Raw genomic sequence first — 23,868 nt, 5'->3', positions numbered from 1 at the left:
TTATTCGTCCAGCAGCACCACTTTACCGACGTACGGCAAATGGCGATAACGCTGGGCGTAGTCAATGCCGTAACCCACCACGAACTCGTCCGGGATCGGGAAGCCGACGTACTCAACCGGTACTTCAACTTCACGGCGTTCAGGCTTGTCCAACAGGGTACAAATCGCCAGTGATTTTGGCCCGCGCAGTGCCAGGATTTCGCGCACTTTATTCAACGTGTTGCCAGAATCAATGATGTCTTCGACGATCAGCACGTCTTTGCCACGGATGTCTTCGTCCAAATCCTTGAGGATTTTTACGTCGCGAGTAGTGGACATACCACTGCCATAGCTGGAAGCTGTCATAAAGTCGACTTCATGTGGTACATCAATCGTACGACACAGATCGGCCATGAACATAAAGGAGCCGCGCAGCAGCCCAACCAATACCATGTCACTGCCGCTATCGCGGTAATGTTCGGTGATCTGGCGGCCAAGTTCAGCGATACGGGTCTTAACTTCCTGCTCGGAAATCATTACTTCTACAGTGTGTTTCATAGGTTTCAGGTCAGTTGCCGGAAGAAGGGCGCAGAGTTTAGCATAGCCTGAAGCCGCTGGCGACGCGAGTGCGCCGCCCGTTTTACGCCGCGGGATAATCAGTCGGTTACCGTAAAGCCCAGCATCATGCCGGTATCTTCATGTTCCAGCAGGTGACAATGGGCCATATAGGCATGATCGCTGTTGGCCAGGTGATCAAAGCGCACCAACACTTCACTGCGCCAGCCTTCAACACGCACCGTGTCTTTCCAACCACTGCGGTGGGCCGCTGGCGGCTTGCCGTTTTCCGACAGAATACGGAACTGGGTGCCGTGAATATGGAACGGGTGCAACATCATGTCGCCCTCGCCGGAGATGGTCCATTTCTCGTATTTGCCGCGCTTGGCGTCAAACATCGGTTTAGCCATGTCGAAAGCCTTGCCGTTGATCATATTGCCGTGACTGAAGTCGAAAGGTTTGGCGCTGTGATCCATGCCCTTCATATCGCCGTGATTCATACCTTTCATATTGCCGTGGTCCATGCCTTTCATACTGCCCTGTCCCATGCCGGCCATTGCCCCGTCACCTTTGCCCATGCTGCCGTGATCCATGCTCATTCCTGCCATGGCTTGATGGCCGTAACGATCCATCAACGCCTGCATGCCCAGCATATCCAACTGCGGATTCATCATAAGTTGCAGCCAGCGCTCTTGCACACCCGCCACCGCAGGCAATGCCGGCAGCGCCACCAGGCTATCCGGCATCGTCTTGATACCCTGCGCCATCGAAGGCTGAATATGCAGCACCGGCAGCGGTTGGTCGAATGGTGCCAACGTCATGCCCATCTGTTTAACCGGCAGCGTAACAATATCAAACGGCTTGCCGTCGGAGGCATCCACCAGCACTTCAAAACGCTCGCCCATCAGCATCGGCAATTCGGTCAGCTTGACGGGTTCAGCCAGAAAACCCCCGTCGCTGGCGATCACATAAAGTGGACGGTTATCACTGGCCGCTATGTTCAGCGAACGGGCATTACACCCGTTGAGGAAACGCAGGCGCAACCAACCACGTGGGGCAATATGCCGTGGATACTGCGCGCCGTTGGTGAACATGCGGTCACCAAACCAGCCCACCGCCGCGCTCATCACGTCCAATTGATATTCAATCTGTGCGTCTTTGCCCAACCGCTTATCCTGCAAGATCACAGGAATATCATCCTGCCCCCAGGTTTTCGGCAGTGGCAACTTACTGCTCTCATCATCTTCCAACAGCACCAACCCCGCCAACCCCTTCATCACCTGCTGCCCCGTCTTGCCATGGGTATGCGGATGGAACCAGCAGGTCGCTGCGGGCTGTTCAACCGTGAACTGCACCCTGCGCGTGGTACCCGGTTGGATTAACGCCTGTGGGCCGCCATCGACATCGCCCGGGATTTCCAAACCGTGCCAGTGAAGGGTACTGGCCTCCGGCAACGCGTTGCGGATATCTACCGTCACCGGTTTGCCGCGTTGCAGTCGAACGGCCGGCCCCAGCAGCGCACCATTCACGCCCCAGGTGTGGGTCGCTTTACCCGGAAGCCAGTTCATTTCGCCGGTTTGTAACGCCAGCGCGATATTTCCCTGCGCATCCGGCGTCAGTAGCGGCGGAATAGGCAACGCAGGCAGCTCGGCCGCCCACACACCCCGGCTCCACAACGGTAAAGCGCTTGCCGCGCCCAGCGCAGCGGTCAGTTTGATAAAATCACGGCGTAACATCGCTGACTCCCTTTTTCAGTGATCGGCACTCAATGCTCACTAAGCTGCAGCAAACTCAATCAGGCTGCAGCTTGAAAGATTATGGGTCTAAACTTAACGCTATACAGCCTAAACCCTCCCCTTAGCGGAAGGTCAAGCCTTTGCTGTCCATTATGTTATCCGTCGGTAATAAAATTTGGTGCCTTTACAGGCAAGTGTGATAACGTCTGTTGACAACAAACAGGTCTATTTTCACGATGAAAAAAACAACATTACTGGTGGTGCTGCTCACCATGCTGGGGTTCTCCAACGCCAGTCTGGCGCTGAATGAGTCTGAGGCGGAAGATCTGGCCGATCTGACGGCAGTATTTATCTATTTGAAAAATGACTGTGGCTACAACGACTTGCCTAATGCACAAATCAAGCGCGCCATCGTCTATTTTGCCCAACAAAACCGTTGGGATTTGACCAACTATAATAGCTTCAATATGAAGGCGCTGGGTGAAGACAGCTACCGTGATCTTAGCGGTATTGCCATCCCGACCCCCAACAAATGCAAATCCCTGGCTCGTGACTCGCTAAGCCTGCTGGCCTACGCCAACTAATCCCCTCCGCCTTTCCGCTACCTCTGTTTGAAATTCAGCCGTGCATCACCAGGCAGAGTTAGCTATGATGTTGCGCCCATTTTTCATGGCTGTTATTACGGAGTTCCCGCACATGACCCAGAAAGAAATTTGGTATGAGACGCTGCATGCCAACTTCGGCCAGTACTTCTCAGTAGAGAACGTGCTGTATCGTGAGAAGACCGAGCATCAGGATTTGGTTATTTTTGAAAACCCGGTTCTGGGGCGCGTGATGGCGCTCGACGGCGTGGTGCAAACCACCGAGCGTGATGAATTCATCTATCACGAAATGATGACCCACATACCGCTGTTGGCACACGGCCGGGTGAAGAAAGTGCTCATCATCGGCGGTGGCGACGGCGCCATGTTGCGTGAAGTGAGCCGTCATCAGGGCGTAGAACACATCACCATGGTTGAGATCGACGCCGGTGTGGTGGAGTTCTGTCGCCAATACCTGCCAAACCACAATGCGGGTGCCTACGACGACCCACGCTTCAAACTTGTGATTGATGACGGTGTCAATTTTGTTAGTCAGACCGATGAAAAATTCGATGTGATTATCTCTGACTGTACCGATCCCATCGGTCCCGGTGAAAGTCTGTTCACCTCTGCGTTCTATGAAGGCTGTGCACGCTGCCTGAATGAAGGTGGCATTTTTGTCGCGCAGAACGGCGTGTGCTTCCTGCAGCAAGACGAAGCGGTTAATAGCCACACCAAACTGAGCCAGTACTTCAACGACGTCAGCTTCTATCAGGCCGCAATTCCGACCTATTACGGCGGCATTATGACCTTCGCTTGGGCGAGTCAGGATCCGGCACTGCGCCAGCTCGACTTACCTACCCTGCAACATCGCTTTAATCAAAGTGGCTTAAACTGCCGTTATTACAACCCAGCAATTCACGTGGGCAGCTTTGCACTGCCGCAGTATTTGCTCGACGCACTACGCCCAAAATAATTGAAGTTGCATCACAACGAAGCCACGGCTTTGTTGAACAGCGCTTGCGCTGGCCCCAACGGGGCGAGGCTTTGCCGAGTAACGCGGCAAGTGAACGAACCCCGATGAGCTGGCGCCAGTCAGCGAGCTGGGTGAGGGAGCGCAGCCAATACAGAGGCCGCTTCAAATAGGTCGGTAATGAACGTTTCACGTTAAGCGAGAAGATAAAGGAGGTGAACCAAATTGCATAAGCTAAAACTGCACGGCTTCAACAACCTGACAAAAAGCCTGAGTTTTTGTATTTACGATATTTGTTATGCCAAAACCGCGGATGACCGCGCTGGCTATATCGCCTACATTGACGAGCAATACAACGCCAACCGCTTGACCGAGATCCTGAGCGAAACCTGCTCGATCATTGGCGCAAATATTCTGAACATCGCGCGCCAGGACTATGAGCCTCAGGGCGCCAGCGTCACCATTCTGGTTAGCGAAGAACCGGTTGATCCGAATGATGTCGATACCTCGGAACACCCAGGCCCATTGTCAAAGACCGTGGTTGCACACCTGGACAAGAGCCACATCTGTGTTCACACCTATCCGGAGAGCCATCCGGAAGGCGGTCTGTGCACCTTCCGCGCCGATATCGAAGTCTCGACCTGCGGCGTGATTTCACCGCTTAAAGCGCTGAATTACCTGATCCACCAGTTGGAATCTGACATTGTCACCATGGATTACCGCGTGCGCGGTTTTACCCGCGACGTGAATGGCGTAAAACATTACATCGATCATGAGATCAATTCGATCCAGAACTTCATGTCTGATGACATGAAGGCGCTATACCACATGATGGACGTGAATGTTTACCAGGAGAACATCTTCCACACCAAGATGCTGCTGAAGGATTTCGATCTGAAGCACTACCTGTTTAACGCCAAACCGGATGCACTGAGTGCCGCCGAGCGTAAAGAGATTACCGATCTGCTGTGGAAAGAGATGCAGGAAATCTATTACGGCCGCAATATTCCGCACCTGTGATAACTTTCGGGCGCAGCGCAATGCCGCGCCCGACGTTTAGTACTTCAGCATGAAAGAGCGATAAGCCTTCAGCACCTGCAAGAAATCCTCGACGCCGCAGAATGAGAGACTTTCTTCGTCATAATAATTCATCCCCTCTTCCATCTCGTCGCCTTCAAACTCCAGCAGATTGGCACGGATCATCACCTCCTCACCGTCCATCAGCAACGTGTATTCATGGCCTTCCAACTGCCATTGGCGTTCGCTGCCCTTTACCTCCGCCGCACCGGCTTCTATCCGGTCCAACAGGTTAAAGTCGCCTTTGAGTTCTTCGTTGATCCAGTGGCCAATGACCTCATGCCCCATCGAAAATCTGACGATCACCTGGCCGGTCACGTCACGCAGAAATTCGTAATCCATAGCACGCCTCCTGAGCACTTTCCTTTAGTGTAAACATTAATTCATGACTAACTCAGTGAGCGCTCGCAAAGTTGGCAACTGAGAAAAATAAAACGCCGGTGGCGCTATCGCCGCGCAATATAGCCGCTTGCGTCGGCAATGGGAAGTCGCCTTTCGCTCGCTCGATAGGCTCGCGGTTTTGTTTTGCTCCCCGTGGGCGAGACACTAAGCCCACCGCCATCTCCGCGGTGCACAAATTGCCCCGATAATCCTCTCGCCACCCTGTCGGCATTAAGGATTAACTTAATCAAGTTGTTATAAAAAATAGAAGAACGAATTGGCATTATTGCCGGTAGAAAAGTAAACCAGCACGGCTTATTTCGAGATATGGGTAAGGCAGGATCATGGAAAATGTTCAATAATCTTATTTATTCGAACAATGTAAAGAAAGTGAAGATGCATGTCAAAATAAGGCAAATGAAAACAATATACCATTGAAAAATAGATATATTATTATAGCTATAACAATCCTCTCTTTTGACTTTCTGCAAATATCGATTAGCTTTTACATTATGGAGCTTTAATAAAAGTTCAATATCGGCCAGAGGCGATTTCATCGCCTTCATATCTATCATCAAGATCAGGATGTGTGCCATGAAATACATTATCCCAATCGTTGCACTGAGCATTATTTTCTCGGCGTCTTCTTTTGCCGCCAAGCAGATCACCCTTGAAGATTCTGCCAGCTATACAAAACTCGGCGACCTCTCAATCCAACAAACCGGCGTGCCAACCGTCGGACATAAAGGCATCTCCAACGCTGTCGATCAAAAATGCAATGAACTCAGCGGATTGAGCGGCAAAGATTGCTACTACCGAATTATCGGTGCATCCGGCCAGGAAAGCGACCATAAAGACATCCACGTTGAAATCTTCAAAAAGTAGACAGTGGGTAACCCCATTTTGTGAGCATGAAAACAAGCAGGCATGATTGCCATAAAAAACGGGGGCCTTTATAGGCCCCCGCTTCACATGACGACTCTATCACTCAATTAAACCGCGGTTTGGAAAATCACGCCGTCAGCTTTTTCAGTGTACTGGCCCAGTTGGTCAAAGTTCAGATAACGGTAGGTATCCGCCGCTGTCTTGTCGACCTGCGCCATATAAGTCTGATACTCGTCCGGCGTTGGCAGACGACCCAGCAACGAAGCAACCGCAGCCAATTCTGCAGACGCCAGATAGACATTAGCGCCGGTCCCCAGACGGTTCGGGAAGTTACGGGTCGAAGTGGAAACCACCGTCGCACCGTCAGCCACACGCGCCTGGTTACCCATGCACAGTGAACAGCCCGGGATCTCGATACGCGCGCCGCTCTTGCCGAATACGCTGTAGTAGCCTTCTTCGGTCAACTGAGCCGCATCCATCTTGGTTGGTGGAGCAACCCACAGACGCGTTGGCAGCTGACCTTTGTGCTGATCCAGCAGCTTACCGGCAGCACGGAAGTGACCAATGTTGGTCATGCAAGAGCCGATGAACACTTCATCGATCTTGCTGTTGGCCACGTCGGACAGCAGGCGCGCATCGTCAGGATCGTTTGGTGCACACAGGATTGGCTGAGTGATCTCGGCCAGATCGATGTCGATCACCGCGGCGTATTCTGCGTCCACATCGCCTTCCATCAATTGTGGATCCGCCAGCCATTTTTCCATGCCCTGGATACGACGCTCCAGCGTACGGCGATCGCCGTAACCTTCGGAGATCATCCACTTCAGCAGCACGATGTTGGAGTTCAGGTACTCTTGGATCGGCGCCTTATCCAGCTTGATGGTACAACCGGCAGCAGAACGTTCAGCAGAAGCATCGGTCAGTTCAAATGCCTGCTCAACTTTCAGATCCGGCAGGCCTTCAATTTCCAGGATACGACCGGAGAAAATGTTCTTCTTGCCCTTTTTCTCCACCGTCAACAGACCCTGCTGGATCGCATAGTAAGGGATAGCATGTACCAGGTCACGTAAAGTGATGCCCGGCTGCATTTTGCCTTTGAAGCGAACCAGAACGGATTCTGGCATATCCAACGGCATAACGCCGGTCGCCGCAGCAAAGGCCACCAGACCAGAACCCGCAGGGAAAGAAATACCGATCGGGAAACGGGTATGTGAGTCACCACCGGTACCTACAGTATCCGGCAGCAGCATGCGGTTCAACCAGGAGTGGATAACACCGTCGCCTGGACGCAGCGATACACCGCCACGGTTCATAATAAAGTCTGGCAGCGTGTGGTGCGTGGTCACGTCAACCGGTTTCGGGTACGCGGCCGTGTGACAGAAGGACTGCATCACCAGATCGGCAGAGAAGCCCAGACAGGCCAGATCTTTGAGCTCGTCACGGGTCATCGGGCCGGTGGTGTCCTGAGAACCAACAGAGGTCATCTTAGGTTCACAATATTCACCCGGACGCACGCCGGCAACGCCACAGGCGCGGCCAACCATTTTCTGCGCCAGTGAGAAGCCTTTGTTGCTGGCTGCCACTTCTTTGGCAACACGGAACACGTCGCTGTGCGGCAAGCCCAGCGCTTCACGAGCTTTAGTGGTCAAGCCACGGCCGATGATCAGCGGGATACGGCCACCGGCGCGCACTTCATCAAGCAGCACATCGGTTTTCAGTTCGAAATTCGCGATCAGTTCGCCCGTTTCATGGTTACGCACTTCGCCTTTGTACGGATAGACGTCGATCACGTCACCCATGTTCAGGTCATTCACGTCCACTTCAATCGGCAGCGCACCGGCATCTTCCATGGTGTTGAAGAAGATTGGCGCAATTTTACCGCCCAGTACCACACCACCGCCGCGCTTGTTAGGCACATACGGGATGTCGTCACCCATAAACCACAATACCGAGTTGGTGGCCGATTTACGGGAAGAACCGGTACCGACCACGTCACCGACATAGGCCAGAGGGAAGCCTTTTTTGTTCAGCAGTTCGATTTGCTTGATCGGGCCAACGCTGCCCGGCTGATCTGGCACGATACCTTCACGTTCGTTCTTCAGCATCGCCAAGGCGTGCAAGGGGATATCTGGACGAGACCAGGCATCCGGCGCCGGTGACAGATCATCGGTATTGGTTTCACCAGTGACTTTGAACACGGTAACGGTGAGTTTTTCTGCCAATTTTGGACGTGACAGATACCATTCGGCATCGGCCCAGGACTGCATGATCTGCTTGGCGTGCGGATTACCCGCTTTAGCTTTTTCTTCTACGTCATAGAAGTTGTCAAACATCAGCAGCGTATGGGACAACGCTTTGGCAGCAATCGGTGCCAGCTTTTCGTTATCCAACGCGTCGATCAGCGGATGAATGTTGTAGCCACCCTGCATGGTGCCTAACAGTTCAATGGCTTTCTCTGGGGTAATCAGGGGAGATGTTGCTTCGCCTTTGGCGATGGCCGCCAGGAAACCTGCTTTGACATAGGCGGCTTCGTCGACGCCTGGTGGTACACGGTTAATCAGCAGGTCTAACAGGAATTCTTCTTCGCCTTTTGGCGGATTCTTTAATGATTCAACCAGCGCTGCCATTTGGGTGGCGTCTAACGGCTTAGGGACGATGCCCTCTGCAGCACGCTCGGCTACGTGCTTACGGTATTCTTCTAGCACGACATTCTCCTCGCTCTCATTGTCATTTATTGTGCCTGGCGTTTTGTACCCGTCGCCTTTAAGCCACAGGGTATATCTTCAAACCGGGTTTAGCGCACGGTGTTGATGCCATTGATCCTGACGGGGCACTGCTGTCGATGTCCTGGACTGTAAGTACAGTGCCCGGTTCCGCTCAGCCAGCATATCAGGATTTGAATTGGTTGTTAATTCGTTCACATAAAAGCAACATTAAATCTTTGCTGAATCGTTGAGTGCAGTGTAATCGGCTGCTACACCTGCCAGCCGGGGCTGTAGGACGGTTCCGTCTACATCATAATTCAGCCTGATGAGAACAACACAATACCCACTCACTTACAATGGTTAATGGTTAATGGTTGCAAAAATCGAAAGTTGAGAGCGAAAGACACAAAAAAACCGCCCTAGGTGAAGGCGGTTCTCTTGTTCCGTTCGGTGTTAGCAGGCACCTCACGGATTTCTTACATCGTTAAAGAACGATACAAGCGCCACAAAGCAGGGACATTGTGCGCAAGAGCGATTAAAAAATCAACAAAAAGAATGTCCAACAGTTTATTTCAACGTACTATTAATGCGGGTCTGTTCTGCCGGTTTAGCAGCTGGTCATCGGGCTTGAGAACAGTGCTGCAACTACTGCGATGCAAGCGCCACAAAGCGCTTGTTCCGCCGGGATTTTTCCGGTGAAGTCGCGGTGGTCGTGGTTCCACAGGGATCGCGCAATGAAAGGGAGTTCTATGTTTATCCTGCTCATTGTACTGGGATCGGCGTTTGGCGTGAACAAAGGGGGTTGGTCGGTTAACGGCAACAACCTGACGCTGAACGTTATATTCCAGAACAAGTAAGCTACTGGCCGCTCATTGAGCGGCCTTTTACTGAATTCCGCCCATAAAAAAACGGCCCCTTTGCAGGAGCCGCTTATTACCCTTTCAAACCAGCAGAATTACTTCTTCTTGGCTTTCGGGTTAGGCAGATCGGTGATGCTGCCTTCGTAGATCTCAGCTGCCAAGCCTACGGATTCGTGCAGGGTTGGGTGAGCATGGATAGTCAGCGCGATGTCTTCTGCGTCACAACCCATCTCGATAGCCAGACCGATCTCACCCAGCAGCTCGCCGCCGTTGGTGCCGACAATCGCACCACCGATGATACGGTGAGTTTCTTTGTCGAAGATCAGTTTGGTCATGCCGTCAGCACAATCAGAAGCGATAGCACGGCCTGAAGCAGCCCACGGGAAGGTGGATGTTTCGTAGCTGATGCCTTTCTCTTTTGCTTCTTTCTCGGTCAGACCTACCCATGCAACTTCCGGCTCGGTATAAGCGATTGATGGGATCACTTTCGGGTCGAAGTAGTGTTTCATGCCGGCGATAACTTCAGCGGCAACGTGGCCTTCATGCACGCCTTTGTGCGCCAGCATCGGTTGACCGACGATGTCACCGATAGCGAAGATGTGCGGCACGTTGGTGCGCAGTTGTTTGTCGACGTTGATGAAGCCACGTTCGTCAACTTCAACACCGGCTTTACCCGCTTCCAACAGCTTGCCGTTCGGTACACGACCGATAGCAACCAGCACCGCGTCGTAACGCTGTGGTTCTGCAGGTGCTTTCTTACCTTCCATCGTGACATAGATGCCGTCTTCTTTGGCTTCTACCGCGGTCACTTTGGTTTCCAGCATCAGGTTGAACTGCTTGCTGATGCGTTTGGTGAAGACTTTCACCACGTCTTTATCCGCTGCCGGGATCACCTGGTCAAACATTTCGACTACGTCGATCTGTGAACCCAGCGCATGGTATACGGTGCCCATTTCCAGGCCGATGATACCGCCGCCCATGACCAGCAGACGCTCTGGGACGGTTTTCAGTTCCAGTGCATCGGTAGAGTCCCACACGCGTGGATCTTCATGAGGAATGAATGGCAGTTGGATCGGACGAGAACCTGCGGCAATGATGGCATTGTCGAAGTTGATAGTCGTTGGGCCATTTTCGCCTTCAACAACCAGGGTGTTAGCGCCGGTGAACTTGCCCAGGCCGTTAACCACTTTCACTTTACGGCCTTTAGCCATACCAGCCAGACCGCCGGTCAGCTGATTGATGACTTTTTCTTTCCAAACACGCACTTTGTCGATGTCAGTTTTCGGCTCGCCGAAAACGATGCCGTGTTCGGCCAAGGCTTTGGCTTCTTCGATCACTTTGGCAACGTGCAACAGTGCTTTGGAAGGGATACATCCCACGTTCAGGCAAACACCGCCCAGAGTGGAATAACGTTCAACCAGAACGGTTTCAAGACCTAAGTCAGCGCAACGAAAGGCAGCAGAGTAACCTGCCGGGCCCGCCCCAAGTACCACGACCTGAGTTTTAATTTCAGTACTCATCATGACCTCTTAATTTATTGTCCGGCGGGTCAGACGTCATTTATACCCGTCATACTCGAAGCTGCCTCTGCGTTGGCTAGGTTCATTCACCCGAATCACTTACTGACGTAAGCTCGACGGGATTCACTCACTTGCCGCCTTGATGCAACTGCAATTATTTAAGGTATGTTATTAATCGATCTCATAACGCCCTTCATCCACCGGGACGCTTACACCGCGAGCAGTTTACAGAATTGTTAATAATCTGCAAAGCGTGTTCGAGTGACCCGTGTCTCAACAATTTTGTCGAGTCATGCAAAAACCGACAAAACTGCTACTGAAGTAGTAAGGGCGCAGCATGCTGCGCCCTTTTTTTATCACATAACCATACGGCGGATATCCGCCAGCATGTTGTTGATGATGGTAATAAAGCGCGCACCATCAGCACCGTCAATGACACGGTGGTCGAAGGAGAGCGACATTGGCATCATCAGGCGCGGAACGAACTCTTTACCGTTCCAGACCGGTTCCATAGCAGACTTGGAAACGCCCAAGATAGCAACTTCCGGTGCATTCACGATCGGTGCGAAGTGAGTCGTCCCGATACCGCCCAGGCTAGAGATGGTGAAACACCCGCCCTGCATTTCGCCTGCGGTCAGCTTACCGTCACGTGCTTTCTTGGAGATAGCCATCAGTTCGCGGGACAGTTCAGTGATGCTCTTCTTGTTCACATCTTTGAATACCGGCACAACCAGACCGTTTGGCGTATCAACCGCAACACCTACGTTGATGTATTTCTTCAACGTCAGCTTCTGGCCATCTTCGGACAGAGAACTGTTGAAGCGCGGCATCTGCTCCAGAGCAGCGGCAACAGCTTTCATGATGAACACCACAGGGGTGAACTTCACATCCAGCTTGCGTTTAGCCGCTTCTTCGTTCTGTTGCTTACGGAAAGCTTCCAGATCGGTGATGTCTGTTTTGTCGAAGTGCGTAACGTGCGGGATCATCACCCAGTTACGGCTCAGGTTAGCACCAGAGATTTTCTGAATGCGACCCAGTTCAACTTCTTCAATCTCACCGAACTTGCTGAAGTCCACTTTCGGCCAAGGCAGCATACCTGGCAGACCGCCACCGGCAGCAGCAGCTGGCGCCGCTTCTGCGCGTTTAACCGCGTCTTTCACGTAAGCCTGAACGTCTTCGCGCAGGATACGGCCTTTACGACCGGTGCCTTTCACTTTCGCCAGGTTTACGCCGAATTCACGCGCCAGACGGCGAATGACCGGGGTAGCATGCACATAAGCGTCGTTCTCAGCGAACTCGCCTTTGGCAGCTGGAGCAGCCTGCGCGGCAGGTGCCGGGCTGGCAGCCGGAGCCGGTGCAGCTTCTGCTTTCTGGGCAGGTGCCGCAGCAGCAGGCGCAGCGCCTTCAACTTCGAATACCATGATCAGGGAACCGGTTTTCACTTTGTCACCGGCGCTGATTTTGATTTCTTTTACGGTACCTGCGAACGGTGCCGGCACTTCCATAGAAGCCTTGTCACCTTCAACGGTGATCAGTGACTGTTCAGCGGCAACTTTGTCGCCCACTTTCACCATCACTTCGGTCACTTCTACTTCGTCGCCACCGATGTCCGGTACGGCAACGTCTTTAGCTGCAGACGCAGCCGGTGCCGCAGCAGCCGCCGGTGCTTGTGCCGCTGCTGGAGCCGCAGCAGATGCTGCGCCAGCCACTTCGAATACCATGATCAGGGAACCGGTGGTGACTTTGTCGCCGGTAGCGATCTTGATCTCTTTCACGGTGCCCGCGAACGGTGCCGGAACTTCCATTGACGCTTTGTCGCCTTCAACGGTGATCAGGGACTGCTCGGCTTCCACCTTATCGCCCACTTTCACCAGGATCTCGGTGACTTCAACTTCGTCAGCACCAATGTCTGGTACCGCAACGTCTTTGGCTGCAGCGGCAGCCGGCGCAGCAGGAGCCGCTGCCGGTTTTTCTTCCGCCTTGGCCGCTGGCGCAGCAGCCGCTGCGCCTTCAGCTTCAAAGATCATCAGCAGTTTGCCCGTTTCGGTTTTATCACCGACGGAAACCTTGATCTCTTTAACCACACCCGCCTGCGGGGATGGGACTTCCATGGAAGCTTTATCACCTTCAACGGTGATCAGCGATTGTTCTGCTTCAACTTTATCGCCAACCTTCACCAGAATTTCGGTGATTTCCACTTCGTCTGCACCGATGTCCGGTACTTTAATTTCGATAGACATTCTTCAGTACCTCTTATGCCAGACGCGGGTTAACTTTTTCTGGGTTGATGTCGAATTTCTTAATCGCATCAGCTACCACAGAAGCTTCGATTTCACCGCGTTTAGCCAGTTCACCCAGTGCAGCAACCACAACGTAAGAAGCATCAACTTCAAAGTGGTGGCGCAGGTTTTCGCGGCTGTCTGAACGACCGAAGCCGTCAGTACCCAGTACGCGATAGTCGCTGGCTGGAACGTAAGTACGAACCTGTTCTGCGAACAGCTTCATGTAGTCGGTAGACGCAACCGCTGGCGCATCGTTCATCACCTGAGCAATGTAAGGTACGCGTGGGGTTTCGGTTGGGTGCAGCATGTTCCAACGCTCACAATCCTGGCCGTCACGCGCCAGTTCAGTGAAGGAAGTCACGCTGTAGATGTCAGAGCCAACACCGTAGTCGTCTGCCAGGATCTTCGCCGCATCACGTACGTGACGCAGAATAGAACCTGAACCCAGCAACTGAACCTTACCTTTGCTGCCTGCCAGAGTGTCCAGCTTGTAGATACCTTTACGGATACCTTCTTCTGCACCCTGCGGCATTGCCGGCATGTGGTAGTTTTCGTTCAGTGTGGTGATGTAGTAGTAAACGTTTTCTTGCGCGTCACCGTACATGCGGACCAGACCGTCGTGCATGATCACTGCCACTTCGTATGCGTAAGCTGGATCGTAAGAGATACAGTTAGGAATAGTCAGGGACTGGATGTGGCTGTGGCCGTCTTCGTGCTGCAGACCTTCACCGTTCAGGGTGGTACGACCGGAAGTACCGCCGATCAGGAAGCCGCGAGCCTGTTGGTCGCCTGCTGCCCAGCACAGGTCACCGATACGCTGGAAACCGAACATCGAATAGTAGATGTAGAACGGAATCATTGGCAGATCGTTGGTGCTGTAGGACGTCGCTGCGGCCAGCCATGAAGATGCTGCGCCCAGTTCGTTGATGCCTTCCTGCAGGATCTGGCCTTTCTCGTCTTCTTTGTAGTAAGCAACCTGCTCACGGTCCTGCGGGGTGTACTGCTGGCCGTTCGGGCTGTAGATACCGATCTGACGGAACAGACCTTCCATACCAAAGGTACGCGCTTCGTCGGCGATGATTGGAACCAGGCGATCTTTGATCGACTTGTTCTTCAACATCACGTTCAGGGCACGCACGAAGGCGATGGTGGTAGAGATTTCTTTGTTCTGCTCTTCCAGCAGTGAGCTGAAGTCTTCCAGTGCCGGCATTTCCAGTTTCTGGGTGAACGCTGGCAGACGGGTCGGTACATAACCTTTCAGTGCCTGGCGGCGCTCGTGCAGGTATTTGTACTCTTCAGACTCTTTCTCGAAGGTGATGTATGGCAGTTTTTCGATGTCAGCATCGGCAACCGGCACATTGAAACGATCGCGGAAGTGGTGAACCCCTTCCATGTTCATTTTCTTCACCTGGTGAGCAATGTTTTTACCTTCCGCGGTTTCACCCATGCCGTAACCTTTGATGGTATGGGCCAGGATAACGGTTGGTTTGCCTTGGGTGTCCTGCGCTTTCTTCAGTGCAGCAAAGACTTTCTTCGGATCGTGACCACCACGGTTCAGCGCCCAGATTTCGTCGTCGGTCATGTCTTTGACCAGAGCAGCAGTTTCTGGGAAGCGGCCGAAGAAGTGCTCACGGACATAAGCGCCGTCTTTGGATTTGAAGGTCTGGTAATCGCCGTCCAGGGTTTCGTTCATCAGTTGGATCAGCTTGCCGCTGGTGTCTTTACGCAGCAGCTCGTCCCAACGACCACCCCAAATGACTTTCAGTACCTGCCAGCCAGCGCCAGCGAAGATGCCTTCCAGTTCATTGATGATCTTGCCGTTACCGGTGACCGGGCCATCCAGACGCTGCAAGTTACAGTTGATGACGAAGACCAGGTTGTCGAGCTTCTCACGGGTAGCGATAGTGATCGCGCCCTTGGATTCTGGCTCGTCCATCTCGCCATCGCCCAGGAAGGCGTAAACGGTTTGAGCAGAGGTATTTTTCAGTCCACGGTGTTCCAGATATTTCAGGAACTTCGCTTGATAGATGGCGCTGATTGGACCCAGACCCATAGAAACGGTCGGGAACTGCCAGAATTCAGGCATCAGTTTTGGATGCGGGTAAGAGGACAAGCCTTTACCGTGAACTTCCTGACGGAAGTTGTTCATTTGGTCTTCGGTCAAGCGGCCTTCAAGGAAGGCACGTGCGTAAACGCCCGGAGAGATGTGGCCCTGGAAGTAAACCAGATCGCCGCCATCTTGCTCGTTGCGTGCACGGAAGAAGTGGTTGAAGCAGACTTCATAGAAGGTCGCAGAAGACTGGAAGGAAGCCATGTGGCCGCCCAGGTCCAGATCTTTTTTGGAAGCACGAAGAACGGTCATTACCGCATTCCAGCGAATGGCGCTGCGGATACGACGTTCAAGATCCAAGTTACCAGGGTAAGCAGGTTCGTCTTCCACCGCGATGGTGTTGACGTAGTTGTGAGCTGCAGCACCGGCTGCAACACTAACACCGCCTTTACGGGCTTCACCCAGAACCTGATCAATCAGAAACTGAGCTCGCTCAACACCCTCTTCACGGATGACCGATTCGATCGCCTGCAGCCAGTCGCGGGTTTCGATCGGATCCACGTCATTGTTTAAACGTTCTGACATGGTGGTATTCCTTATCTGTCTAATGGTTTGTTTTGGAGCCTGTCTTCCTGTGTTCTGAGGCAAAACACACGAAGACAGGCCCATCAGTTTAGTTGCCGCTTAAATGCTTAACTAAGCACTTCGAACGTAAGCCCCACAGGCTGGTGTACCCTGAAGAGAACCGTTCTTAATCCTTGCGTTGCTGGAGACGCCGCAGCGATCTCTCGCGTCGAGTATGCTCCCGACTGAGATCCAGCAAGATTTCCTCGATAAACGCCAAATGGCGGTGCGAGGCTTCACGAGCCTTTTCCGGCTCGCGTGCCACTATCGCCTCAAAAATTCCGGCGCGGTGGCTGCTCACTTTTGCCAACATCTCACGGCGCGAGTAGAGCAATTCAAAGTTCTGACGTACGTTCTGTTCCAGCATCGGCCCCATACAGCGCAGCAGGTGCAGTAACACAACGTTATGGGCAGCTTCGGTCACGGCGATTTGGTACTGCATGACCGCGTCCGCTTCGGCGTCAAGATCGCCGCTTTCCTGGGCCTGCTGAATCACAATGTGGCAATCGCGGATGCGTGCCAGATCTTCGTCGGTCCCGCGCAACGCCGCGTAATAGGCAGCAATGCCTTCGAGGGCATGACGAGTTTCTAACAGATCGAATTGCGATTCAGGATGGTCGGCCAGCAGTTCAGCCAGCGGATCGCTGAAGCTCTGCCACAGATTAGTTTGTACAAAGGTGCCGCCGCCCTGACGGCGCAGGAGCAGCCCTTTAGCTTCCAGGCGCTGGATGGCCTCTCTCAGAGAAGGACGGGAAACATCAAATTGTTTCGCCAGTTCGCGCTCCGGTGGCAGTTTCTCGCCTGGACGCAGTGTACCCTCGAGGATCAGGTGTTCGAGCTGCTGCTCAATCACATCTGACAACTTGGGTTGGCGGATTTTGCTGTAGGCCATGGGTGAATTCTTCTCTGCGAATGGCGCGGAGTCAATTGGTAATACCAATTTCAAAAACGTGACGGTAAAGTAACAAAGTATTCACCTCCTGTCCATATGGGCCTTGATCGAAATCAGGTTACCCGCACATTTTAACACCTCAATTCCAGACCTGCTGCAAACCGCTAACGCACGCGTGGTAATACCATTTACGCGGTAGGTTCTTGATTTAACTTTTGCGAAACCTTCCAGTCAGCAGACTGAGGCCTCAAGGGCAGGATATTACTGCATGTTTATTAAGCTTTAACGAATACCTATTTGCATCGCAAAAGGTCCATTTAACCGGTTAATACTTCGCCACCGACAACCCACGCCATCTAAATTATTTTTGCGCATTATGTGAGTTATTGCTTATTTCATGCATTGAATCCCCCCTGCCGTCACACAACCCGCATTTTGTTTCCTAAACTGCTGAAATCTTAATCACTCACAACATAAAGCAGGTGCAAACTGAAGCGCATAACATTATTCTTTGCCAAACGGTAGCGGCTCCGTGGAATTAATAGATATAACGCCGTAAATAAAACAAAACACACATCGTAACCACTGCTTTACAGCATGTGAGTAATTCTGCAACGACAGAGGGTTTCATTAATGGATGGTCAACAGCATGGCGACCAGCTGAAACGCGGCCTGAAAAACCGCCATATTCAGCTTATTGCTTTAGGGGGCGCGATTGGTACCGGGCTATTTCTCGGTATCGCGCAAACAATAAAGATGGCCGGTCCATCGGTTATTCTCGGCTATGCCATTGGCGGCTTTATCGCATTTCTGATCATGCGCCAACTGGGTGAAATGGTGGTGGAAGAGCCGGTTGCCGGTTCCTTTAGTCACTTTGCCTACAAATACTGGGGCAACTTCGCCGGTTTTGCTTCCGGCTGGAACTACTGGGTGCTGTACGTTTTGGTTGCCATGGCGGAACTGACCGCGGTTGGTATCTATGTGCAGTACTGGTGGCCCGAGATCCCAACCTGGGTGTCTGCGGCAGTGTTCTTCCTGGCCATTAACGCCATCAACCTGGCAAACGTGAAGGTGTATGGCGAAATGGAATTCTGGTTCGCCATTATCAAGGTCGTGGCGATTATCGGCATGATCGTGTTCGGCGCCTATTTGCTGTTTAGCGGCATGGGGGGCCCAGAGGCCACCGTGACCAACCTGTGGGCTCAGGGCGGGTTCTTCCCGAACGGCATCATGGGGCTGGTGATGGCAATGGCGGTGATCATGTTCTCGTTCGGCGGGCTGGAACTAGTCGGCATCACCGCAGCGGAAGCAGACAACCCACAGAAAAGCATTCCTAAAGCGACCAACCAGGTCATCTACCGTATCCTGCTGTTCTATATCGGTTCACTGGCAATCCTGCTGTCACTGTACCCGTGGGGGAAAGTGGTTGAAGGCGGCAGTCCGTTCGTACTTATCTTCCATGCACTGAACAGCAACCTGGTGGCAACGGTACTGAACGTCGTGGTGTTGACCGCCGCGCTGTCGGTGTACAACAGCTGTGTTTACTGTAACAGCCGCATGCTGTACGGCTTGGCTAAACAGGGTAATGGTCCGAAGAGTTTGCTGAAGGTCGATGGCCGCGGCGTGCCCGTCATTGCGATTGCCGTCTCCGCAACGGCCACGGCATTCTGTGTGCTGATTAACTATCTGATCCCTGGCCGCGCCTTCGAACTGCTGATGGCGTTGGTGGTATCGGCACTGGTGATTAACTGGGCGATGATCAGCCTGGCACACCTGAAGTTCCGTGCAGCCAAGAACCGTGAAGGCGTAGAACCAAAGTTCAAAGCCTTCTGGTATCCGTTCAGCAACTACCTGTGCCTGGTGTTCATGGCCGGCATTCTGGTGATCATGTACCTGACGCCGGGGATTCAAATCTCGGTGTTGCTGATCCCCGTTTGGGTAGCGGTACTGGCCATCGGTTACGCCGTCAAGCAGCGTAGCCAGCGCGCAGTAAGCGCAACCCACCGCGGATAAGCTTTTCCCAAAACAAAATGGCCCGCAGATTGATCGTCTGCGGGCCATTTTTTTAGCTTAACTCAACCTATTTATGACGCAAGGCTTTCACCTGTTCGGCAGTCACATCCGCCGGTAATCCGCCCCAGGTCACACGCAGATAGTTCACCAGTTCCGCCACCTGCGCATCATCCAGCCGGTCGCCAAAGGCTGGCATGCTTTGCATACTTTCATCGTTAGGGAATTGCTGCGCCGGCAAACCGTCCAGTACCGAGACAATCAGGTTTTTTGCGTCCGGTTGGCGCAGCGTGGCGTTATCGCGCATCGCCACCGCCACGTGCGGTTTACCCTCGCCTTCACGCGCATGGCAACCCGAGCACTGATCCAGATAGCTGATGCGTCCGGCATCGCTACCCTGGCCGATTTTGACCGGTACTGCTGCCGGCGGTTGCTCACCCATCAGATAGGTCGCCAACGCCTGATGATCTTCCGGCGTCAGGTGACGCGTGCTGAGATCGACCACCATATGCATCTCGCTGAAAGCGGAACCCTGCGGTGCTATACCGGTCGCGAGGAAGCGGCTCAGATCGTCCGGCGTCCAACCGCGTTGTGCCAACCCATGCGGCGTAATGTCCGGTGCCATAAAGCGCCCCAAATCACCGCCCTGCATCGGTTTGCCGAGATCCATCTGCCCCAGCAAGCCGCGCGGCGTGTGACATTCGCCACAGTGACCCAGCGTATCCGCCAGATAGCGACCGCGCTGCCACTGGGCTGAATCACCCTGCGAGCTGGCCGGCAGCGGATCCTGGCTGCGGAACAGTAGATTCCAGCCAATCAACGCCATGCGTTGATTGAACGGGAATGGCATGGCGTTTTCTGGAATGGCGACATCTACCGCCGGGCGAGTCATCAGGTAAGCATAGATATCATCGGCATCTTGGCGCGACATGCCTTTATACGAGGTATAAGGCATCGCCGGATACAGATGACGCCCGCCGGGTGCCACACCCTGAGTCAGCGCCAGGAAGAAGTCGTCTTTGGTCCAGCGGCCAATACCTTGGTCGGCAGAAGGTGTCAGGTTACTGCCGTAGATCGTGCCAAATGGCGTATCAAGGGGATAACCGCCAGCCATTGGCGCACCGCCACTGGCGGTGTGGCAGGCGGCACAGTCGGCAGCCTGAGCCAGATAACGACCACGGGCAACCTGTTCAGTACTGGCCGTCACCTGCTGCACAGGGCCATCATAATGGCGGTTTTCACGCCACCACAGCACGGCAATGATGACAATCACCACCAGCAGGATCAACAGCGCGAGACGTTTCTTCATTGCGCAGTCTCCTTCACCAGACCTGGGGTTTTCAGCACCACATCACGTACGGCTTCGTAATAGCGCACATAGCCCGTACAGCGGCAGATATGGCTGTCCAGCGCCTGTTCAATAGCGCTTTCCAGTTGCTCGCGGGCTATCGGTTCACGCTTAAGTTTTTCCACGAAAATGGTGGCAGCGTTGACAAAGCCCGGCGTGCAGTAGCCACACTGGAAGCTGTAATGCTCCAGGAAAGCCTGCTGAATAGGGGAAAGCTCGACGACCTCGCCTTGTTCATCCACCTTGGCGTGACCTTCGACCGTGCGCACTTTCTTGCCGCTGAAGAAATGTGCGCCGGTGATGCAGGTACGCACTTCCTCACTGGTGCCGCTCGGATGATCGACAATCGCCACACAGGCGTGACAAATCCCCTGCCCGCAGCCAAGGCGTGAGCCGGTCAGGTCGAGATATTCATGCAGGAAATCGATCATCATCAGCCCTTCCGGCACGTCGATAGGGCCGTACTGCTTGTCGTTGATGGTCAGGGAAATTGGCTGGGTTTTAATGCTCATTGTAATACCTCACGAATATTTTCTGCACGAACGGGCAAATCACGGAAACGATGGCCGGTAGCGTCGGCGATAGCGTTGACCAGTGCGGCAACCACTGGGATCATCACCACTTCAGCCATACCTTTTGGCGGATCGGTTTCCGACAGCGCGGGCAGGATGTCATCAGTCTGTTTCCAGACCGCCACATCGCTGGCTCGCGGCAGGTGATAACGGTTAAAGTTCCAGGTACCGTTACCGGGTCCGTCTTCGTACAGCGGTAAATATTCGTGCAGCGCATGGCCGATACCCATCGCCAACCCACCCTGCAATTGGCCAGAAACCAGTTCCGGCACAATCAGGTTGCCGCACTCCATGATGGAATGGTGGTTCAACAGTTCCACCTGGCCGGTTGCGATATCCACCGCCACTTCCGCCAGTGTTCCGACGGCACTGTAATACGTCACCGCAGCGTTATTGCGCTGAGTCGGTGGGTAATAGACCTGGTTGCGCGCCAGCGTCTTGAACTCACCGTTGGCATTGCGTACCGCCAGCCCGTCAATCGGTAGACGTTCACTCTTGCCGCCCAGGGTGAAGTCCGCTTCCGCCCACTGCCAACGGTTGAACACGTGCACCGCCGCACCGGTGATGCCGCCCATCTGGTAGGCTTTTTTCGCCAACAGTTCCAGGCTCAGCACCTCCATACCCGCAGCGGTCAACCCGCCTTCCACCCAACGTGCGTCTTCTCTGCGCACCACCAAGGGGGCAGCCTGGCCACCGCCGATGCCGGATTGCCAAATGGCCATCGCCGCCGGCCACAGACCATGGTCGAATATCAACCGTGCAGCTTCGCGTGTGCTGTGTGAGAAGTAATATGCCGAGTTGCTGGCACTGGACGGCGAACAGTAGCTTGGTGTCCAGACTGGGTTGGCTTGCAACCGATCCTGATCGGCCTGTGACATGATATAAGGATCGCCGCTGGTGACCATTGGCAACACAGACCAATCGGTCACCGAGAAGTGCGCCTCATCTGCCGGTTTGCCCAGCCACTGAGCACACAGCACCGACTGCGAAGTCGACATCCCGGTCCCCATCTCCGCACCGCTGTGATGCAGCATGATGCGCCCATCTTCCGCCAGTTCAACACGGGCGAACGAAGTCTCGGCACCGGTACCGAAGTCTTTTTGCACGCAACCGAAGCCAACGCCAAAACGTTTGCCTGGGTGCTGGCTCTCAAATTCCGCCTTACGCTGAGCACGTTGCAACCACATCTCATGCTTGGCGGCCTTTTCCAGCACTTCATCGGCACGAATGGCCCCGGCAGGAATCGCACCCTGGGTATTTTTCATGCCGGATTTCAGCACGTTGCGCAAACGGAACTCGATCGGGTCAATCTTCAGCTCGGCAGCCAGCTCATCCACCATCATTTCGGTGGCAGCCATGCTTTGCAGCGTGCCATAGCCACGTGCCGATCCTGCGTCTATCGCACGTGAGGCTAACCCCACCGCAGACAAATCGCTTTTCGGGAAGTAGTAGATCGACTGCGCCGCGGTTGCCGCCACCATGACTACCGATGGCGTAAAATTGCTACGACCGCCGCCGTCTGCCGTCATCTCGCCGTGGAATGACTGCAGCACGCCGGTGTGCCGATTCACCGCAATACGGTAATTCATGTCGAAAGCGTGGCGTTTGAGCGCGGTCTGGAACTGTTCAAAACGGTCATTGGCCAAGCGTACAGGACGCCCGTCACCGTACATTGCCGCCACCGCCCCGTAGTACGGGAAGTTATAGTGATCTTTCGAACCGTAACCAACGGTGTAGCATGGGTGCAGAATCAGCTGTTTCACCGGCGGATTATGCTTAGCCAGCATGCGCGGCATTTCATCTGCCACTTCCTGCGGTGACTGGGTAGGTATCACCAGATGCAAAGTCTGGGTCGCTGGGTCGAACCAACCGTTCGCGTTGTCCGGCTCCAGCGCAGAGGTATCCACTGACTGCGTCGTGTAGCGCCGCGACATTACCAGCCAGTCTTCCGGCAGGGTTTGCAGCTCATTGGCGATCATACCGGCGTAATACATGCCTTCCTGATCCAGCTTGCCGCCTTCACGGCCTTCTGGCCAAACTGGCAGGTGTTTCTTCATCGATACAGGGAAAATCGGCGTGTCTTTCAGGCTGGAGAAGCGATCGTCGTCAAACGGTTTATCTCCGCCAACGCGCACATAACGGAATGTCCCCCAGGGATCACGCTGCAGCGGGCCGGTTTCCGCCCCGTATTTCAGGGTTTCCTCACGGAATTTCAGCTTGTCTTTTGCAAAGCGGAAACACGCGAAATCATGATAAATCAGGATGGCCACGGCTTGGCCGAGATAGGCTGGGGTTTTGCCGACGGGCAACAGCATGTCATCGCCGTAGAAGGCTGGGAACGCCAGGCCGTCACGGGCCAAATCCTCCGCCGTTACCAGTCTGTCTGGTTGTAAGTCGTCCCCCAGCAATGAGAGATCGATCCCCGCAAACAGCCTGTCGGCCTTGGTCACACGTAGAACGAAGGCATGTGCCTGCTGCTGCGGCCAATGCGGCATGTCGACCGCACGGATGTCACGCGCGAACACTTTTTGCCCCATCACTTTAGCGCGACCATCAATACGGAAGCGTATACGCTTTTCATGGGCATCCCAGTTCGGGGACTGGAGTATTTTTTGCTCAAACAGTGCGGCATAGGCGCGGCTGTACAATGGCGCGAGGTATACGGATACCCCCGCTATCACGGCGCTTTTGATAAAGCGACGCCGCGACGGGTTGAAATTGCTCATAAAAAAGTCCTTCGTATCTTTATTGTATTTTTGTATTCAGCGGTGTTGTTGCGCAAACGCTGACGACCTTGCCGTAGACGTCATAAGCATATGCTTATAACCAAAATTATGT

General features: G+C 53.7%; 17 protein-coding genes. 6 read left to right on the top strand and 11 right to left on the bottom strand.

Going from position 1 to position 23,868, the window contains the following annotated elements:
- Together hpt and cueO are read right to left on the bottom strand one after the other, a co-directional pair.
- A complete protein-coding gene (hpt, locus tag JOE25_RS18160; RefSeq protein WP_209637535.1) occupies positions 1–537 on the bottom strand; it encodes a hypoxanthine phosphoribosyltransferase in 537 nt (178 codons plus the stop codon).
- A 98-nt stretch (positions 538–635) separates the two neighbouring features.
- Complete coding sequence (cueO, locus tag JOE25_RS18155) at positions 636–2,270, bottom strand: multicopper oxidase CueO (protein ID WP_209637533.1); 1,635 nt, start codon at positions 2,268–2,270, stop codon at positions 636–638.
- 236 nt (positions 2,271–2,506) lie between these two features.
- Here cueO and JOE25_RS18150 point away from each other — a divergent pair, with 236 nt between their 5' ends.
- The 3 genes from JOE25_RS18150 to speD all read left to right on the top strand — a co-directional run bounded on the left by JOE25_RS18150 (position 2,507) and on the right by speD (position 4,844).
- Positions 2,507–2,854: a YacC family pilotin-like protein gene (locus JOE25_RS18150; protein WP_209637531.1), complete on the top strand. Its 348-nt coding sequence runs from the start codon at positions 2,507–2,509 to the stop codon at positions 2,852–2,854.
- 112 nt (positions 2,855–2,966) lie between these two features.
- Entirely contained in the window at positions 2,967–3,827 is an 861-nt protein-coding gene (speE, locus tag JOE25_RS18145) for a polyamine aminopropyltransferase (RefSeq protein ID WP_209637529.1), read from the top strand.
- A 222-nt stretch (positions 3,828–4,049) separates the two neighbouring features.
- Complete coding sequence (gene speD, locus JOE25_RS18140) at positions 4,050–4,844, top strand: adenosylmethionine decarboxylase (protein WP_012146704.1); 795 nt, start codon at positions 4,050–4,052, stop codon at positions 4,842–4,844.
- A gap of 36 nt (positions 4,845–4,880) precedes the next feature.
- Here the strand turns inward: speD and yacL are convergent, their stop codons facing one another.
- Positions 4,881–5,243 carry a protein YacL gene (gene yacL, locus JOE25_RS18135; protein ID WP_037416800.1) on the bottom strand — a complete coding sequence of 121 codons (363 nt, stop codon included), beginning with the start codon at positions 5,241–5,243 and terminating at the stop codon, positions 4,881–4,883.
- A 633-nt stretch (positions 5,244–5,876) separates the two neighbouring features.
- Here yacL and JOE25_RS18130 point away from each other — a divergent pair.
- Positions 5,877–6,167, top strand: coding sequence for a hypothetical protein (locus JOE25_RS18130; protein WP_245209966.1), 291 nt, complete (start codon positions 5,877–5,879; stop codon positions 6,165–6,167).
- Between the two features lie 107 nt (positions 6,168–6,274).
- On the opposite strand, the gene acnB is transcribed toward JOE25_RS18130, so the two are convergent.
- On the bottom strand, positions 6,275–8,872 hold the full coding sequence (gene acnB, locus JOE25_RS18125) for a bifunctional aconitate hydratase 2/2-methylisocitrate dehydratase (protein WP_209637524.1): 2,598 nt from the start codon (positions 8,870–8,872) through the stop codon (positions 6,275–6,277).
- A gap of 734 nt (positions 8,873–9,606) precedes the next feature.
- Between acnB and JOE25_RS26690 the strand changes: the two genes are divergently transcribed.
- On the top strand, positions 9,607–9,729 hold the full coding sequence (locus JOE25_RS26690) for a hypothetical protein (protein WP_265556824.1): 123 nt from the start codon (positions 9,607–9,609) through the stop codon (positions 9,727–9,729).
- Positions 9,730–9,827: 98 nt separating this feature from the next.
- Here JOE25_RS26690 and lpdA read toward each other — a convergent pair whose 3' ends face one another.
- The 4 genes from lpdA to pdhR form a co-directional block, all read right to left on the bottom strand.
- Positions 9,828–11,252 (bottom strand): dihydrolipoyl dehydrogenase, encoded by a 1,425-nt coding sequence (gene lpdA / locus JOE25_RS18120; RefSeq protein WP_012146711.1) that lies wholly within the window; start codon positions 11,250–11,252, stop codon positions 9,828–9,830.
- 356 nt (positions 11,253–11,608) lie between these two features.
- A complete protein-coding gene (gene aceF / locus JOE25_RS18115; protein ID WP_209637522.1) occupies positions 11,609–13,492 on the bottom strand; it encodes a pyruvate dehydrogenase complex dihydrolipoyllysine-residue acetyltransferase in 1,884 nt (627 codons plus the stop codon).
- 13 nt (positions 13,493–13,505) lie between these two features.
- Positions 13,506–16,169 (bottom strand): pyruvate dehydrogenase (acetyl-transferring), homodimeric type, encoded by a 2,664-nt coding sequence (gene aceE / locus JOE25_RS18110; protein ID WP_061807927.1) that lies wholly within the window; start codon positions 16,167–16,169, stop codon positions 13,506–13,508.
- A 166-nt stretch (positions 16,170–16,335) separates the two neighbouring features.
- A complete protein-coding gene (gene pdhR, locus JOE25_RS18105) occupies positions 16,336–17,100 on the bottom strand; it encodes a pyruvate dehydrogenase complex transcriptional repressor PdhR (protein WP_020828585.1) in 765 nt (254 codons plus the stop codon).
- Positions 17,101–17,733: 633 nt separating this feature from the next.
- On the opposite strand from pdhR, the gene JOE25_RS18100 reads away from it, so the two are divergent.
- A complete protein-coding gene (locus JOE25_RS18100; RefSeq protein ID WP_209637520.1) occupies positions 17,734–19,113 on the top strand; it encodes an amino acid permease in 1,380 nt (459 codons plus the stop codon).
- 67 nt (positions 19,114–19,180) lie between these two features.
- Here the strand turns inward: JOE25_RS18100 and JOE25_RS18095 are convergent, their stop codons facing one another.
- Genes JOE25_RS18095 through JOE25_RS18085 form a run of 3 tightly spaced genes read right to left on the bottom strand, consistent with a single transcriptional unit; the run spans position 19,181 to position 23,756 of the window.
- A complete protein-coding gene (locus tag JOE25_RS18095) occupies positions 19,181–20,419 on the bottom strand; it encodes a cytochrome c (protein WP_209637517.1) in 1,239 nt (412 codons plus the stop codon).
- The gene (locus JOE25_RS18090; RefSeq protein WP_209637516.1) at positions 20,416–20,970 is read right to left on the bottom strand and encodes a (2Fe-2S)-binding protein; all 555 of its coding nucleotides are present in this window, start codon (positions 20,968–20,970) and stop codon (positions 20,416–20,418) included. The genes JOE25_RS18095 and JOE25_RS18090 overlap by 4 nt, the downstream gene beginning before the upstream one ends.
- Positions 20,967–23,756 (bottom strand): molybdopterin cofactor-binding domain-containing protein, encoded by a 2,790-nt coding sequence (locus JOE25_RS18085; protein ID WP_209637514.1) that lies wholly within the window; start codon positions 23,754–23,756, stop codon positions 20,967–20,969. Before JOE25_RS18085 ends, JOE25_RS18090 begins: the two co-directional genes overlap by 4 nt.
- Positions 23,757–23,868: the final 112 nt, after the last annotated feature.

It is taken from the genome of Serratia sp. PL17 (assembly GCF_017832355.1).
Classification (GTDB): domain Bacteria; phylum Pseudomonadota; class Gammaproteobacteria; order Enterobacterales; family Enterobacteriaceae; genus Serratia.
This window is presented reverse-complemented; position numbering and strand designations above follow the sequence as displayed.

Bases quoted from the DNA above. Each gene is read 5' to 3' on its own strand.
- hpt (WP_209637535.1), bottom strand. From the start codon at position 537: ATGAAACACACTGTAGAAGTAATGATTTCCGAGCAGGAAGTTAAGACC.
- cueO (WP_209637533.1), bottom strand. From the start codon at position 2,270: ATGTTACGCCGTGATTTTATCAAACTGACCGCTGCGCTGGGCGCGGCA.
- JOE25_RS18150 (WP_209637531.1), top strand. From the start codon at position 2,507: ATGAAAAAAACAACATTACTGGTGGTGCTGCTCACCATGCTGGGGTTC.
- speE (WP_209637529.1), top strand. From the start codon at position 2,967: ATGACCCAGAAAGAAATTTGGTATGAGACGCTGCATGCCAACTTCGGC.
- yacL (WP_037416800.1), bottom strand. From the start codon at position 5,243: ATGGATTACGAATTTCTGCGTGACGTGACCGGCCAGGTGATCGTCAGA.
- JOE25_RS18130 (WP_245209966.1), top strand. From the start codon at position 5,877: ATGAAATACATTATCCCAATCGTTGCACTGAGCATTATTTTCTCGGCG.
- JOE25_RS26690 (WP_265556824.1), top strand. From the start codon at position 9,607: ATGAAAGGGAGTTCTATGTTTATCCTGCTCATTGTACTGGGATCGGCG.
- lpdA (WP_012146711.1), bottom strand. From the start codon at position 11,252: ATGAGTACTGAAATTAAAACTCAGGTCGTGGTACTTGGGGCGGGCCCG.
- aceF (WP_209637522.1), bottom strand. From the start codon at position 13,492: ATGTCTATCGAAATTAAAGTACCGGACATCGGTGCAGACGAAGTGGAA.
- aceE (WP_061807927.1), bottom strand. From the start codon at position 16,169: ATGTCAGAACGTTTAAACAATGACGTGGATCCGATCGAAACCCGCGAC.
- pdhR (WP_020828585.1), bottom strand. From the start codon at position 17,100: ATGGCCTACAGCAAAATCCGCCAACCCAAGTTGTCAGATGTGATTGAG.
- JOE25_RS18100 (WP_209637520.1), top strand. From the start codon at position 17,734: ATGGATGGTCAACAGCATGGCGACCAGCTGAAACGCGGCCTGAAAAAC.
- JOE25_RS18095 (WP_209637517.1), bottom strand. From the start codon at position 20,419: ATGAAGAAACGTCTCGCGCTGTTGATCCTGCTGGTGGTGATTGTCATC.
- JOE25_RS18090 (WP_209637516.1), bottom strand. From the start codon at position 20,970: ATGAGCATTAAAACCCAGCCAATTTCCCTGACCATCAACGACAAGCAG.
- JOE25_RS18085 (WP_209637514.1), bottom strand. From the start codon at position 23,756: ATGAGCAATTTCAACCCGTCGCGGCGTCGCTTTATCAAAAGCGCCGTG.